Consider the following 14,545-nt stretch of genomic DNA (forward strand, 5'->3'; position numbering starts at 1 on the left):
GGCGTTAATGCACGGTGTGACATCTGAAACTCCTATTCAATCGGCCGAGTCCATCAGGGATCATCGGCCAGCCCTTGTGCTGGTTTCCACCCCGATCGGCAACCTGGGTGATCTTTCGCCGCGTGCGGTCGCGGCGTTACGCGAGTCCGATATCATATTGTGCGAGGATACGCGCGTTACAGCACCATTACTGGCGCTCAATGGGATCACGACCCGGCTGCAAGCTCTGCACGACCATAACGAGGCCGGGCGTACCGAACCTCTGATCGCGGCAATGCGTGGCGGACGGCGGTTTGCCCTGGTCAGCGACGCCGGCGCGCCGCTAATCGCCGACCCCGGGTTTCGTCTGGTGCGCGCCGCGATTGCCGCCGGCCTCACGATCAGTGCGGTACCGGGGCCCAATGCCGCGATGATGGCGCTGGCCCTATCCGGGCTGCCGCCGCATCCATTCCTGTTCATGGGGTTTCTGCCGCCACGCTCCGCGGCACGCCGTGCCGTGTTGGAACGGGTGGCCAACGCCGAGCGGGCGGGTTTGAACGCGACGTTGATCGTCTATGAGGCACCGCACCGCCTGATTGCCTCGCTCGATGATTGTGCGGCCGTGCTGGGCGACCGGCCGGCCGCGGTCGGTCGCGAACTCACCAAGCGATTCGAAGACATCCGGCGCGGCGGGCTGGTGGGTTTGGCGACCCATTTTCGGACCACCGCGCCGCGCGGCGAAATCACTATGGTGATCGGTCCTGCACCTGATTATGTCGCGAGCGATGCCGAACTCGACGATGCCCTGCATGACGCGCTGGAAACCATGAGCATCAAGGATGCCGCCACGTCCGTGGCGCGGGCGCTCGATCTGCCACGCAAGCAGGTTTACGCGCGGGCACTCAGTTTACGGCAGGATGAACAATCAGAGCCATGAGGCTCGGATGCACCAGGAACGGTTCAAGGCAGACGGTCGCAATCAGAATATTCATCCCGATCACGATCGGCACCGCAAACAGCCAGGTCAGGCGCAGCCCCGCCCGCATGATCAGGCATTGGACCCAGAGCAGATATAGGAAGCTCCCACACAGCGAGCCGATGACGGCGTAACGCCCGTCGATCCCGAGGCTGACCAGGCCGGTCGAGACGATCCCGCCGATCAGCGTCAACGGAATCAGCAGCCAGATCGACCAGTTGAGCGCCGTGCTGGTGACCAGCCAGGTTGCCCGGCTGGCGCGGTAGCGCGCAACCAGTTCGGTCATGACGGGCTGCAGCAATACGCCGCAGACCCGCGACAACAGCATGACGACGGCGAGCAGCCAGTGCCCGGTCAATCCGAATAGAACGGCACTGACCAGCGGAAACGCCAGCAGCGGCGCGATGGAGGCGGAAAACGCCTCCGTCGTGTTGCCGAATTCGCGGATGCCACCACCATCGCCACGGGCGAGCCGGAACAGGCCGCGTACGATGTTGCCTTCAGGCAATCTGACGCGTTTGCGATTGCCGCTCATGCGAACACCGCATCGAGAACGGCACCATAGACCCTAGCGAGGCCGCGAAGCGCGGCGACCGGTACTGCCTCGTCGATGCGGTGCATGCTGCGCCCGACCAGACCGAACTCGGCAACCGGGCAATAGTTGGTGATGAACCGTGCGTCCGACGTGCCGCCCCCGGTATCGAGCCGGGGGCTGATCCCTGTCGTCGTGCTGATCGCGGCGGCAAGTTTTGTGGTGAAATCATTTGGTTGGGTCAGGAACGCCTCGCCGCTGAGCCTGATGTCGCATTGCGCACCGGGCGCGATCGCCTGCACCGTCGCGGTGATCCAGCGCGCCAGTGCGGCACCGTCATGCTCGGTGTTGAAGCGGATGTTCAGCGCGGCATTCGCCTGCGGTGGGATGACGTTGCCGGTCGGATTGCCGACATCGACGGTGGTGACCTGCAGGCTCGATGGCTCGAACCAGTCGTTGCCGGAATCCAGCACGCGGGCGCGCAGGGTTTCGAGCACCGTGAGAAGCCGGTGCACGGGGTTATCTGCCAAATGCGGATAGGCGACATGGCCCTGGACGCCAGACACCGTAATCCGCGCCGAAATCGACCCGCGGCGCCCGATTTTTACGGTATCGCCGAGTGCCTCACGGCAGGTCGGCTCTCCGACGAGGCAGAAATCGGGGAGGGCATCGGTCTGGCGCAGATGTTCGAGGAGTCGCGCCGTACCGTCGATCGCCTCGCCCTCCTCATCACCGGTGATGAGCACGGACACCGTGCCGGTCCTCGCGTCGGCGGGGCGGCCGGCGAAGCCGGCGATAAAGGCGGCAATCGCCCCCTTCATGTCGACCGCGCCACGGCCGTACAGCAATCCGTCCTCGACGACGCCGGCAAACGGATCATGCCGCCATCCGTCGCCGGGAGGCACGACATCGGTATGGCCGGCGAAAGCAAAATGGGGTGAGCCCTGACCAAATCGCGCAATCAGATTGGCGACCCTGCCATAGCGCAGCGTCTCGACGGTAAAGCCGAGTCGCGTCAGCGCATCGGCCACAACCGCCTGTGCGCCGCCATCCTGCGGTGTCACGGACGGACAAGCGATCAGAGCCTGCGCCAGCGGAAGCGGATCGGTCAGGCTCACGCGCGCAACAACTCGTTGATCGCGGTTTTCGAGCGAGTCTGCGCATCTACGCGCTTGACAATGACAGCGCAGGCCAGCGATGGCCCTTGCGAGCCGTCCGGCAGAGGTTTGCCAGGCATGCTGCCGGGCACCACCACCGAATAGGCCGGCACCCGCCCATAGGTAACGTCACCGGTCGCCCGATCGATAATTCGGGTCGACGCGCCAAGAAACACACCCATTGAAAGCACCGCACCGCGTTCGACGATCACACCTTCGGCCACTTCGGAGCGGGCGCCGATGAAACAATCGTCCTCGATGATCACAGGATTGGCCTGCAACGGCTCCAGCACGCCGCCGATGCCCACCCCGCCGCTGATATGGCAGTTGCGGCCGACCTGCGCGCAAGACCCGACGGTCGACCAGGTATCGATCATGGTATCTTCACCGACCCGGGCACCCACGTTGATGAAACAGGGCATGAGAACCGCTCCGCGCGAAATATGCGCTGAATGGCGAACGACAGCACCGGGTACGGCCCTTATGCCCGCCTCGGCGAAGCGGTTTGTATCCCAATCATTGAATTTCATCGCAACTTTATCGAACACCGGTGCGCCACCCGCACCGGGCAATGGCACGTTGGGCATGATTCGGAACGATAATAAAATCGCCTGCTTGACCCATTGATGAACGATCCACTCATCGTTCCCGCGTTCGGCAACCCGCAGAACGCCACGGTCGAGCAGATCAAGCGTCTTCGCGATGGCTGCCTGATCGCCCTCCTGCTGACCACTCACCAGCTTGTCGCGGTTCTGCCAAAGCATCGTGATTGCCGACTGAAGGGAGGCCTGATCCATGCGCGTAAGTTCCGTTTTGATGACGGCGGACCATGAGCAGGAGCGGTGGGGCTGTCAACGCTGCCCAGGCTGGTGTGGCCCTGAGGATCCAGCCGATCGATTAACCATCTGTTCACTTCGTCACCCCATAGTAGGGTCATGACGGAACAGGACATCGTACATCATCCGAACGCACCAGCGGGGGCAGAGGTTTGCAACACCGCGGTGGCCAGGGGAGCCGGCTTGGCGCGTTTGCTGAGCAGTTTGCTTACCTTGCCCGATGCCGCGGCCGCTATTTCGGCGGCCTGTGCCCTCATTGCCGCAGAACTCGCCGATGCAGGCATAGTGCTTGCCTGCCGTCGCGCCGCCGGGGCAGGGCAGGGCGATACGGTCCTTGCCGATTACCCGAGTGGCATAGGACTTACGGATGTCGCGAATGCCGAGACAATTACGGTCATCGTGCCGCGTTCAACACCGGGGCAAGGGAAATCGGCCGAGGTCTATCTTGTAGCGTGGCGGAGTCGCGGCGATCGGCGCTTGAATGCGGATGATGAGCAGCTTCTGCAAGCAATCGCGCCGCTGCTTACGCCGTTTGTGGAGCGATTGATGCTTGGGTCTGACGGCGTGGTTCCCCACGCACTGGACCCTGAGACGGGGCTTTGGTGCCTGCCCAGCTTCATCGAACAGATTGATCGGCGATTTGATCGCCTCGATATCGAGGGTCGAATCGGCACGATGTTCGCGTTCGGCTGGGTCCGCAGTGATGGCTCAAGCGCGCCGGAGGCTTCCTCAATCGTCATCAAAGGTTCGGTGGCTTGTCTGCAGGAAATGCTTCGCCCCATCGATCTGATTGGACGAATCGGACCGACCAGACTCGCTGCGTGGTGCGATGGTGTCGACCATCTGATTGCGGCCGAACGCGGTGACCGGATCGTTGCACGGCTGGATTCGCTTTTGGCTGGATCGGGCCGCCATGCCGCAATCGGCATCGCGTCCCGCTGGCCGCAGTCGGGCGATGATCCGGCAACATTGCTGATGCGAGCACGTCAGGGATTGGAACAGGCCCGCCTTAAAGCGGCCGCTCAGGGCCGCCCCGCCGTCAGGATTTGGCAGCCGCCCGAGTGAGACTCAGGCGGGCCTAATTGCTTGCAGGACGGACATCCAGGAAGCGGCTCAAAAGCCAATCACCATCGATTTTTTCCTCGGTCAGGGCCATGGCGAGTACCTCGCTGCCGAACACCGGTGCTGCCAGGATCATATCAGGGTGAACCCGGCGGACCCGCTCAAGGTTTTTGCGCGTGCTGACGGCGGCAACTTTTTTCGCGTCCGTACCCAGTTCGCGCACTGCAAGGATAACGAAAGCGTTTTCGGAATCGTCGTCCGACAGGGCCAAGATGGCGCGCGCGTGCTCACCGCCGGCCTCGCGCAGCGTTTCCAACTCGGTCGGATCGCCGACCACGGTCTCCGCATCACCAAAGCTGGTGTCGCCATCCTCGATGATGACCAGGACCGGTTCGTCCCGCTTGCGCAATTCCCGGGCCGTGTTGCGGGCAAGGGCACCGTGCCCGGTAATGATGAAATGACTGACGCGTTTCATTTTCTTTCTCCTGGGACCGATCGTCTGATTGATCCGGCTTTGCAGGACGGGACCGATGACCGCGGTCAGCGCCGTCGCGAACACCGTCAGCCCGAGGACGATCAATGAGACGACGAACAGCCTCGCTTCATTACTTTTCGGCAGGATGTCGCCGTATCCGACCGTCGACATGGTCACGATCACAAAATAAAAGGCATTGGGCAGGTTGGTGATCGGCGGTGCAAAGCCAGCGCCGAGAAGAAATGACCCCAACGTGCCGTAGACGATCAACACCAGGACCGATGCCAGGGCGAATAACGTACCGGCCGCCAGCGAGGATCGTGAAAACGCGTCGCGTGCCAGAACGAGAGCCAAAAGGAGCACGACGATATAGATCGTTTCACTGGAGACGATCGGGCCGGCCGATTGATGGATGGTCAGCGCCAGCTGCGCGATGGTGATGCCGATCGCCGAAAGCCAGGCAATGCGCGATCGTCCCAGCAGCCCGATTGCGATCAGGATCTGCAATGCCCCGACCACGACCGTTGGCACCCCCGACAGGATCAACCGAGGCACGTGGCCGGAAATCGGGTGGAGCGCGTTGAACAGGTGGCCAAGATTGAGATGCAGATATTCGGCGGCGTAGCGCCGGACGGTCGGAAGGATCGCAAACGCACCGGCTCCCCCCACGGCCAGCGCGAGCGGCACCTGCGGAAACCACAGATCCATCCGAAGACGGCGGTACCAGCGATTGTAAAACAGTCTGATCGATCGCAACGCCGGGTGTAAGGTCTCAGCGGCGCCGGTCAGCACGCCATATCCCGATAATTGAGCTCATCCAGTGATTATGGGGACCCGGACGGGGCCCGACAATCCGACGTTCAGGCAAGTGTGACGTCGAAGCTCTCGATTACGGTGTTGGCAAGCAACCGTTGCGCCATGGCAGCGGCGGCCTCGCGCGCGGCCGCGGGATCGGTCTCGTGCAGGTCGAGTTCAATCACCTTGCCAACGCGCACATCGGTCACTCCCTGAAAACCAAGCCCTTCAAGCGCATGCCCGATCGCCTTGCCCTGCGGGTCGAGAACACCAGGCTTGAGCTTAACGGTAACGACAGCCTTCATTGCATCAGCTCCGGGCCTTTCATATCGCGCATTCCGGCTTCGGGTAGAATGCCAAGGCGCTTGGCAACCTCCTGGTAAGCCTCTTCAACACGCCCCAGGTCGCGGCGGAAGCGGTCCTTATCCATCTTCTCGTTGGTCTTGGTGTCCCACAAACGGCAGTTGTCAGGGCTGATCTCATCGGCGAGCACGATTCGCATGTCATCATTTTCCCAGAGTCGGCCAAATTCGACTTTGAAATCGACCAGCATGATACCGACACCAAGAAACAGGCCCGTCAGGAAATCGTTGATCCGCAACGTCAGGTGAACAATATCGTCCATATCCTGCGGACTGGCCCAGCCGAACGCGGTGATATGTTCTTCCGCCACCATCGGGTCGTTCAAAGCATCATTCTTGTAATAATATTCGATGATGCTGCGCGGCAACCGGGTGCCCTCGGCAATACCAAGGCGCGTGCTCATGCTACCCGCGGCGATGTTGCGAACCACCACCTCGATCGGCACGATTTCAACTTCCCGTATTAATTGCTCGCGCATGGTAAGGCGGCGGATGAAATGGGTCGGAATTCCGACTTCTGCCAAGCGCAGCATCAGGAATTCGCTGATCCGGTTGTTCAGAACGCCTTTGCCGGGGATCGTCCCCTTCTTCTGGGCGTTAAACGCTGTGGCATCATCCTTGAAATATTGCACGAGCGTGCCGGGCTCCGGCCCCTCGTACAGGATTTTCGCTTTGCCTTCGTAAAGTTGTCGGCGACGAGCCATGGCGTAACCTCATTTGGCGGCGGCGGAGAGTGGATCGGGACGGCCGCCGGCGCCCCGCTATATCAACCGACGTCGGTTTACGCCATGCCGGGTCGCTTGATCGGTTTCAGGCGGCTTGTTTGCGTAATGCAGCCGGCAGGTCGTTGATGGCCTGGTCGACCAGAGATCGGTCGTGCTCGCCATCGATCGTTTCGGCCAGAATGCGCTCAGCGGCTTTTACGGCCAGATTTGCTGCGGCCTGTCGCACTTCGGCAATCGCAGCGGTTTCGGCGGCGGCAATGCGTGCCTTAGCCATTTGTTCACGCCGGCGCGCCGACGCTTCGGCTTCCGCGAGCAATTCGGCGGCCAGCCGTTCAGCTTCACGCCCCGCGAGCGCTACCATATCGGCCGCTTGGGCGATGGCCGCTTCCCGCCGCGCCTCGGCATCCTTGAGCATTCTCTCTGCCTCCAAACGAAGTTGGGCGGCTTCGTCCAACTCCTGCTGGATTGCCTGGCTCCGGCGATCGAGCATCGAGATGATCGCATTGATCAATTTGCGCCCGAAAAAGCCAAGGAAAATCAAGACGGCCACGGTGACCCAGAAGGTCCCCTTGATCCAGAATACGCCGTGCATGGCTTCGTATTGCATGTGTGCGGCTCCCTACGCCACGACCAAAGCGAGGGTGCGGTCGATTCGTTCAGCTGACACCTCCTCGCCCGTTAAGCGCATCAGCAAGCTCGACGTAACCTCGCGCGCAACCGGCGCCAGCGCCGCGACGGCCTGCGCCTGCGCTGCCTTTATGTCGGATTCCGCTTGCTCGATTTGGTCATCAAGCTTTGCATTCAGCTCGGCCGATTGCGCCCTAGCGCGTTCTTTCGCAGCCTTGACCGCATCGGCTATCGCACTCTGACTGCTTTCGCGGGCATTCCTGATCGCGAGGTTCAGCTCAGTGACCGCATGCTCGGCCTTGGCTTTCGCTTGACGTGCGGTTTCCAGATCGTTGGCGATATGGCTGACCCGCTTTTCGATCACGCCGCCGATCTGAGGCAGCGCCCAGCGCGCCATCAGGAAATAAAGGACGAGCATGATGATCGCCATCCACACGACCTGAGCGCCGGTCAACGGATCGGCAAAATCCATCTGGGGCAACTTGCTGCCAGCCATGGCGATCGCCGGCATCGTACCGACGGCAATACTCAGGTAAAGGATCGGAGCGCGGCGCATCCTGATTGGGTCCTTGATCGAGCGGCTCAGGTGAACAGGATGATGAGCGCGATGACCAGAGCGTAGAGGGCGACCGCCTCGGTCAAGGCGAACCCGAGCAGGACGTCGCGGAACATTTTGTCGCGCGCCGCGGGGTTGCGGCCCACCGCGCTCACGAACGAGCCGAACAGATTGCCGATACCGACGCCGGCGCCGGCAACGCCAATGGTGGCTAGGCCCGCGCCGATCTGGTGGCTGGCGAGGACGATGGAATCAATGGCCATAAAACAATTTCCTTTCAACGTAGATATAGAGATCGGTTTCCGGCCTGTGTGACCGTTTGGGCGAGACGAGTCGATATGAACGGCAGATTTTAGTGCAGATGAATTGCATCATGCAGGTAAAGGCAGGTGAGAACCGCAAAAACGTATGCCTGAAGAAACGCCACAAGAAACTCGAGCGCGGTGAGCGCCACATTGAGGCCGAGGGGAATGATCGCAGCAACGACCCCAACAGCGCCCAGCCCGGTCACCAGCATGATCATGAAACCTGCAAACACTTCCCACATCACGTGACCCGCTGTGATGTTGGCGAACAAACGAACGGAGAGCGAAATCGGGCGCGACAGGAATGATACGATTTCGATCGGGATCAGCAAAGGCAATAGCCAGCCGGGAACCCCGGGGGGCGAGAAGAATTTGAAGAAGCCGAGCCCGTGGTACCAGAAGCCGACCGCGGTAGAGAGAAGGAACACAAACAGCGCCAACGCACCCGTGACCGCGATATGGCTGGTGAAGGCAAAGAAATAAGGGAACAGCCCGAGAATGTTACCCACCAGAATGAAGGCGAATAACGTGAATATAAAAGGAAAAAAGCGCCGGCCTTCGTGACCGATGGTATCATCGACCATCTGATGCACGAATTCGTAGCTCATCTCCGCCAGCCCCTGCATCCGTCCCGGCACCATCGCGCGGTGGCGCAAAGCGGTCGCGAACAACAGGGTGATGATGGCCGCGGCGAGCAGCATCATTTCGTTGGAATTAGTAAATTCGACCAGCCGGCCAACCGGACCGAAACCGGTGGTCAACTGGAACTGTCCCAATGCGTTGATCGCCGATTCTTGCGCCATAGTCTCCTCCGGTTAGTCTTTTTGGGTTGTACCCATTGCGCGAACGATATTGCGAAACCCCGCAATCGCCCCGATGGGAACGAACCCGATCATGAACCACGGTTTCGTGTGAAACAATCGGTCTAGCCCGTAACCGATCGCGACAGCAACAACCAGGGCAGCCACCATTTCGGCACCCAGTCGCATCGCGAGGCTGAACGGATTGGGACCCTCTGCGCGCTGCTGGTTGACCGGTTCGGGCTGGTCCAGCCCGGCGCGGTCTCGTGCTGCGGCAAGACGCTGATCGAAATCGGCTCGATCGCGTGGTCCCTGAGCCTGATCGTCACCCATCGAAACACCTCTACGCCCGCCTTTCGGACGGCGATGGGTTGCTACCGGTGCGCGCGCCGCAAGTCAACATATCGCGATCGTGAAATACATCTATGACTGTCAGCGTGATCGCGGGTCGAATTCATTCCGCGGCGATTGGAACCGCTTGATCGACCAGAGCGGTCGCTGTGCCGAGATCGACCGACAGGACCCGTGAAATGCCGCGCTCCTGCATGGTGACCCCGTAGAGGCGATCCATCCTTGCCATGGTCAGATGGTGATGGGTAACCACCAGGAACCTCGTGCCGGTTTCGCGCGCCATGTCTTCGAGCAAAGTACAGAATCGATCGACGTTGGCGTCATCGAGGGGGGCGTCCACTTCGTCAAGGACCGAAATGGGCGCCGGATTACAGCGAAACACCGCGAAGATCAGTGACAGGGCCGTCAGCGCCTGCTCGCCGCCCGACAGCAGTGACAAGCTTGCCAGTTTCTTGCCAGGCGGTTCAGCGAAAATCTCGAGTCCGGCTTCCAACGGGTCGTCCGACCCCGTGAGCGCCAGATGCGCGCGCCCACCGCCGAACATGCGGGTGAACAACGCCTGAAAATGACGGTCGATTTCGGTGAAAACGTTCGAAAGGCGCTCACGACCTTCGCGATTGAGGTGGCCGATCGACCCGCGCAGTTTCGAGATCGCCGCGGATATTTCAGCGCGTTCGCGCTCGATTCCAGCCAGGCGTTCTTCGATTTCGCCAACCTCGATTTCGGCCCGAAGATTCACCGGCCCCATCTCGTCACGTTCGCGCGTGAGTCGTTCAAATCGTTTACGGGCTCGTTCGCCCGATTCGGCCGTGGGGTCGGTCAGGGAGGGGAGTGCCGGATCGACGCCAAAGCGCTCCAGGATCCGTTCGGCGATCGTGCCCCACGCGAAATCGGCTTCGCGCACGCCGGACTCCGCCAGGATCAGCGCCTCGCGGGCGCGGGATAACCGCTGCTCGGCCTCGCGCAATGTCGCCATCAAGGTCTCGGACTGCTGTTCGGCCACCTTCAGCGCGGCAGCAGCGGCAACGTGATGATGCTCCGCCTCGGCAAGTGCCTTTTGCGTAGAATCGCGCGTATCGGCCGCATTACTGTCGGTCGGCAGCGACTCGAGGGCAGTGCGGGCTTCGCGCAGGCGCGCGGCAAGATCGGTGATTCGAGCTGTGGCATCGGCGGCACGCTCCGTCCAGTCGGCGATTTCTCGATCGATTGACCCGAGGCGGCGGTTGCGATGGTCCATTTCGCTGGTCAGGCGCTGCACCGTATGACGCGCCTCTGTCTCGGCGCGGCGTGCGTCGGTCACGCGGGCACGGGTACGGTCGACGTCAGCGCGAAGGGCCGTCACATCCGGTAGGGCGGCAAGCTCCGTTTCGACTGTCGCAAGCGCTGCGGCGGCGCCAGCATGTTCCGCTTCAAGGCGGCCGACAAGCTCCGCTGCGGCAAGCGCGCGCGCTGTCTTTCGCTCTGCTTCGGCTGCGATCCTGCTGGCGGCTTCGGTGGTCGTCCGGGTTTCGCCACGCGCTCGCTCTAGCTGTTGGTCGGCTGCTTTGCGGGCCGTCCGGGCGAGTTCCTCGGTCTGGCGAGCGGTGTGTTCCGCCTGCTCGGCTTCGCCACGTTGTCGCTTGTGCCGTGCCGCTTCAATCGTTGCGGCGCTGAGGTCCTGTTGGAGCTGGTTCAGTCGGTTCCGCTGCGCCAGTCGGAGCCCCGCTTCGCTCGGTGCGCCGGCGCGGGTCACGTAGCCATCCCAGCGCCACACACCACCCTCGACCGACACCAGGGTTTCGCCGGGTTGCAGTGATTGTTGCAGCGTATCGCCGTCTGCTCCTTCGGGCAGAAGCAGAATATGGCCGAGCGCGCGGTGCAGTGCCTCCGGTGCCTCGATGTGCGCAGCCAGGCTTGACAGTGCGTGCGGCGCATCGATCGGCGGCAGCGCCCGCCAGTGCCGAGGGGCGGTTGGTTGCGTGCTTGCCGCAAGTTCATCGCGCAACGCGGCACCGAGGGCGTTTTCGAACCCGGTCGGCACCGATATCTGGTCGAGCAGCGGCTCGGCTTCGCGACCGAATTTTTGAGCGAGGACGGCGCCGAGTGCGTCGACCTCGGCTTTGATGCGCGCCACCGCCGCATCGGCTGCCAACGAATCCGTGCGCAGCGCCGCCGCCACAGCTGTGGCCTCGCCGCGCGCCTGCTCGGCGGCTTGCACAGCCGCCTGCGCTTCGCGTTGCGCCGACTCAGCCTGCAGGTAGGCAGCGACAGCGGCGTTACGCGCCGCGTCGAGCGTAGCGGTTCGTTCGGGCGGAATGAGCTCGGCCACGGCTCGCTGGTGCTCCGCCGCGGCTTGTGCTGCGCGATTGCGCGTCTGTGCGGCTTGTTCGCGCGCGAGCTTCAATCGCGCGTTGATCGCTTGGTGCCCTGCGGCCAGGTGAGCGGCGGCTTCCGTCGCGGATTGGGCACGCGCCTCAGCATCCTGAAGTGCCGCCGACGCATGATCGGCCGCGACATTCGCGGCCGCGAGGCTTTCAGGCGCGGCAAGACGCTCGACTTCCAGCCGGCTGCGCTCCTCGATCAGGCGCTGTTTCGCGTCATTCGCACTCGTCGCGGTCCGTTCGGCATGCTGATGGTCGCGGATCAACCCGGCCAGTCTTGCTTCGGCTTCAGTGCGGGCCATCCCGATCCGCTTGATCTCCGCATCGATATGCTCGAGTTGAATGCGAGCTCGTTCGAGCGCGGTACGTGCTTCGCTCTCCCGGGCGCGCAGCGCGGGGAGGGCATCGGTTTGACCACGCTCGCTCTGCGTCACCTCGTCACGCTCGCGTTGCGCGACGACCACGGCGGTCTGGGCGGCGGCCAGGGCGGTTTGGGCGTCCCGCTGGCGCGATCGGGCGATATGGTGCTCGGTTGCCAGATACTCGGTCTCGGCGTCGCGGATGGCACCCGACAGGTTACGATAGCGATTAGCCTGACGTGCTTGTTTCTGCAAATCGGCCAGCCTCGCTTCCTGCTGGGTGCGCAGGTCTTCGGCCCGGGTGAGATTCTGCTCGGCCGCCCGCAGTTTCAGCTCCGCCTCGTGACGCCGGGAATGCAGACCTGTGATGCCGGCCGCTTCCTCGAGGATCGCGCGCCGTTCATCCGGGCGCGCATTGACCAGCGCGGAGACGCGGCCCTGGCTGATCATCGCGGAGTTGCGAGCGCCGGAAGCAAGATCGGCAAACAGGACTGCGACGTCGCGCGCGCGGGTTTCACGGCCGTTCACGCGGTAGGTGCTGCCGGAACCGCGCTCGATCTTGCGGGTGATCTGAAGTTCCGCATCGGCGTGAAACGGTGCGGGGGCCAGCCCTGCGGTATCCGTAAGGGAGATGGCGACTTCCGCCACACTTCGCGCGGCGCGGGACAGCGTCCCGGCGAAAATGACATCGTCCATCTCGCCGCCCCGCATCGATTTGGCGCTGGCTTCCCCCATCGCCCAGCGCAACGCGTCCACCACGTTGGATTTGCCACACCCGTTGGGACCAACGATGCCGGTCAGCCCAGGCAGGATTTCGATCGACGTCGGATCGGCAAAGCTTTTGAAGCCGGCAATTCGGATGCGGGCGAACCGTGCGGGCAATGCGGGCCTACGCTTCGTCGATCCAACGCGAGAACTGCTTGAAGTCGACAGCGCCCTCGCGTTTACGGCCGTTGATGATGAAGGTGGGTGTCGCGTTCACATGGTATTGTTTTTCGCCGATCTTTAGCTCGTTCAGAATGAACGCCTCGAGTTTTTTGTCGGCAAGAGCAGCATCGAAGGATTTTCGATCCATACCGGCAAGAGCCGCGAACCGGAACAGGGCATTCGCGTAATCCTGCTTGGTTTTCAGATTGGGATCGAATGCCCATTGATCCTGGGTGCGGAATAGTTCGGAGATGAATGGAAAATATTCATGCGCGGGCAGTGTGCGGGCGACTTGCGCGGCCATGACGGCATCTTCGTTCAGGGGGAAGTCCTTGAAGACGTAGTAGATTTTTCCGGTTTTGATGAGTTTGGTGACGACGTCGGGCAGCACACGGGTGCCGAAATAGGCGCAATGTGGGCAGTTCATCGAAAAATACTCGTAAACAGTGACTGCTGCACCAGGTTTGCCGAGGCTCCGAACGCTGAACGGCGATGACGTATCCGGCAATGCATCGGACGCTGCGGCTCGCCCCGTATCTAACAGGCCAAGCCCTGCGGATATGCTGAGGCCACCAACAAAATGTAGTAGGCTACGACGGTCCATGAGTATTTGATCCCCAGATTTAGTGTATCGTACAGCACGCTGTCAGGTCGAGAAAAAGTCTTTGGACGATTCGGCCAGCGGCACCAACCATGACGTACATATCGAGCGGATGGCAAGCTGACGAGATCAATTGGGTCGAGTTGTCCACGGCTTCGGCGGGCTTTGCGCCGTTTGGCCGACATTGACCGTCCAGCCATGGCGATTTGCCAGCGGCGCAGCCTCCGGTATACGGGCGCCATGGACCTGAAAGACCACATTCGCGGCGTGCCGGATTTTCCGAAACCCGGCATTTTGTTCTACGATATTTCAACGCTCCTGCGGAATGCGGACGCCTGGCAGGTTGCGATGGGCCGATTGGCCCGTATTGTGGGCGCCTATCGGCCCGACGTGCTGGCTGGCGTGGAAAGCCGTGGTTTTTTGCTTGCGGCCCCTCTGGCAACGAAATTGGGCTGCGGTTTCGTTATGTTGCGCAAACGGGGTAAATTGCCGGGCGATACGGTCGGGCTTGATTACGATCTCGAATATGGCTCCGATCGGATCGAAATTCAGTCCGATGCGGTGACACCCGGCCAGCGGGTTGTCGTGGTCGACGATCTTCTGGCGACCGGGGGCACCATGGCGGCCGGCATTGCCCTTCTCAAGAATGTGAGGGCAGAGGTCCCGGCGGCAATCGCCCTGATCGAACTCGGATTTCTGCATGGGCGGGACCGCCTCGATGTGCCGTTTGAAGCGCTTGTCCGCTACGACCAATAAGCTT

At 61.9% G+C, this 14,545-nt stretch carries 16 protein-coding genes; 3 read left to right on the forward strand and 13 right to left on the reverse strand.

Features of this window, described 5'->3' with window-relative positions:
- Positions 1 to 7 precede the first annotated feature (7 nt).
- Positions 8 to 916, forward strand: coding sequence for a 16S rRNA (cytidine(1402)-2'-O)-methyltransferase (rsmI, locus tag AruPA_RS14805; RefSeq protein WP_265637557.1), 909 nt, complete (start codon positions 8 to 10; stop codon positions 914 to 916).
- Here rsmI and AruPA_RS14810 read toward each other — a convergent pair.
- From AruPA_RS14810 to dapD, 3 genes are read right to left on the reverse strand one after another with little or no spacing between them, the layout of a single operon-like run.
- On the reverse strand, positions 882 to 1,490 hold the full coding sequence (locus AruPA_RS14810) for a hypothetical protein (protein ID WP_265637508.1): 609 nt from the start codon (positions 1,488 to 1,490) through the stop codon (positions 882 to 884). The two genes, rsmI and AruPA_RS14810, sit on opposite strands and share 35 nt — an antisense overlap.
- Positions 1,487 to 2,599 carry a succinyl-diaminopimelate desuccinylase gene (dapE, locus tag AruPA_RS14815; RefSeq protein WP_408858757.1) on the reverse strand — a complete coding sequence of 371 codons (1,113 nt, stop codon included), beginning with the start codon at positions 2,597 to 2,599 and terminating at the stop codon, positions 1,487 to 1,489. The genes AruPA_RS14810 and dapE overlap by 4 nt, the downstream gene beginning before the upstream one ends.
- Positions 2,600 to 2,601: 2 nt before the next feature.
- Positions 2,602 to 3,441 carry a 2,3,4,5-tetrahydropyridine-2,6-dicarboxylate N-succinyltransferase gene (dapD, locus tag AruPA_RS14820; protein WP_265637510.1) on the reverse strand — a complete coding sequence of 280 codons (840 nt, stop codon included), beginning with the start codon at positions 3,439 to 3,441 and terminating at the stop codon, positions 2,602 to 2,604.
- 138 nt (positions 3,442 to 3,579) lie between these two features.
- On the opposite strand from dapD, the gene AruPA_RS14825 reads away from it, so the two are divergent.
- Positions 3,580 to 4,545 (forward strand): hypothetical protein, encoded by a 966-nt coding sequence (locus AruPA_RS14825; protein WP_265637511.1) that lies wholly within the window; start codon positions 3,580 to 3,582, stop codon positions 4,543 to 4,545.
- A gap of 13 nt (positions 4,546 to 4,558) precedes the next feature.
- On the opposite strand, the gene kch is transcribed toward AruPA_RS14825, so the two are convergent.
- The 10 genes from kch to AruPA_RS14875 form a co-directional block, all read right to left on the reverse strand.
- Complete coding sequence (kch, locus tag AruPA_RS14830; protein ID WP_265637512.1) at positions 4,559 to 5,809, reverse strand: voltage-gated potassium channel protein; 1,251 nt, start codon at positions 5,807 to 5,809, stop codon at positions 4,559 to 4,561.
- Between the two features lie 68 nt (positions 5,810 to 5,877).
- Positions 5,878 to 6,117, reverse strand: a complete 240-nt coding sequence (purS, locus tag AruPA_RS14835; RefSeq protein WP_265637513.1) for a phosphoribosylformylglycinamidine synthase subunit PurS — start codon at positions 6,115 to 6,117, stop codon at positions 5,878 to 5,880.
- Positions 6,114 to 6,878, reverse strand: coding sequence for a phosphoribosylaminoimidazolesuccinocarboxamide synthase (purC, locus tag AruPA_RS14840; protein ID WP_265637514.1), 765 nt, complete (start codon positions 6,876 to 6,878; stop codon positions 6,114 to 6,116). The genes purS and purC overlap by 4 nt, the downstream gene beginning before the upstream one ends.
- A 106-nt stretch (positions 6,879 to 6,984) precedes the next feature.
- Positions 6,985 to 7,506 carry a F0F1 ATP synthase subunit B gene (locus AruPA_RS14845; protein ID WP_265637515.1) on the reverse strand — a complete coding sequence of 174 codons (522 nt, stop codon included), beginning with the start codon at positions 7,504 to 7,506 and terminating at the stop codon, positions 6,985 to 6,987.
- A 12-nt stretch (positions 7,507 to 7,518) separates the two neighbouring features.
- Positions 7,519 to 8,082 carry a F0F1 ATP synthase subunit B gene (locus tag AruPA_RS14850; RefSeq protein WP_265637516.1) on the reverse strand — a complete coding sequence of 188 codons (564 nt, stop codon included), beginning with the start codon at positions 8,080 to 8,082 and terminating at the stop codon, positions 7,519 to 7,521.
- A 26-nt stretch (positions 8,083 to 8,108) separates the two neighbouring features.
- Complete coding sequence (locus AruPA_RS14855) at positions 8,109 to 8,345, reverse strand: ATP synthase subunit C family protein (RefSeq protein ID WP_029311849.1); 237 nt, start codon at positions 8,343 to 8,345, stop codon at positions 8,109 to 8,111.
- 89 nt (positions 8,346 to 8,434) lie between these two features.
- A complete protein-coding gene (locus AruPA_RS14860; RefSeq protein ID WP_265637517.1) occupies positions 8,435 to 9,190 on the reverse strand; it encodes a F0F1 ATP synthase subunit A in 756 nt (251 codons plus the stop codon).
- A gap of 12 nt (positions 9,191 to 9,202) precedes the next feature.
- Positions 9,203 to 9,520 carry an AtpZ/AtpI family protein gene (locus tag AruPA_RS14865; protein WP_265637518.1) on the reverse strand — a complete coding sequence of 106 codons (318 nt, stop codon included), beginning with the start codon at positions 9,518 to 9,520 and terminating at the stop codon, positions 9,203 to 9,205.
- 121 nt (positions 9,521 to 9,641) lie between these two features.
- On the reverse strand, positions 9,642 to 13,139 hold the full coding sequence (gene smc / locus AruPA_RS14870) for a chromosome segregation protein SMC (protein WP_265637519.1): 3,498 nt from the start codon (positions 13,137 to 13,139) through the stop codon (positions 9,642 to 9,644).
- Between the two features lie 7 nt (positions 13,140 to 13,146).
- A complete protein-coding gene (locus AruPA_RS14875; protein ID WP_265637520.1) occupies positions 13,147 to 13,788 on the reverse strand; it encodes a DsbA family protein in 642 nt (213 codons plus the stop codon).
- A 237-nt stretch (positions 13,789 to 14,025) separates the two neighbouring features.
- Between AruPA_RS14875 and AruPA_RS14880 the strand changes: the two genes are divergently transcribed.
- Positions 14,026 to 14,541 (forward strand): adenine phosphoribosyltransferase, encoded by a 516-nt coding sequence (locus AruPA_RS14880; RefSeq protein WP_265637521.1) that lies wholly within the window; start codon positions 14,026 to 14,028, stop codon positions 14,539 to 14,541.
- Positions 14,542 to 14,545: the final 4 nt, after the last annotated feature.

Origin of the sequence: Acidiphilium sp. PA, assembly GCF_026191915.1 — a bacterium.
Taxonomy (GTDB): domain Bacteria; phylum Pseudomonadota; class Alphaproteobacteria; order Acetobacterales; family Acetobacteraceae; genus Acidiphilium.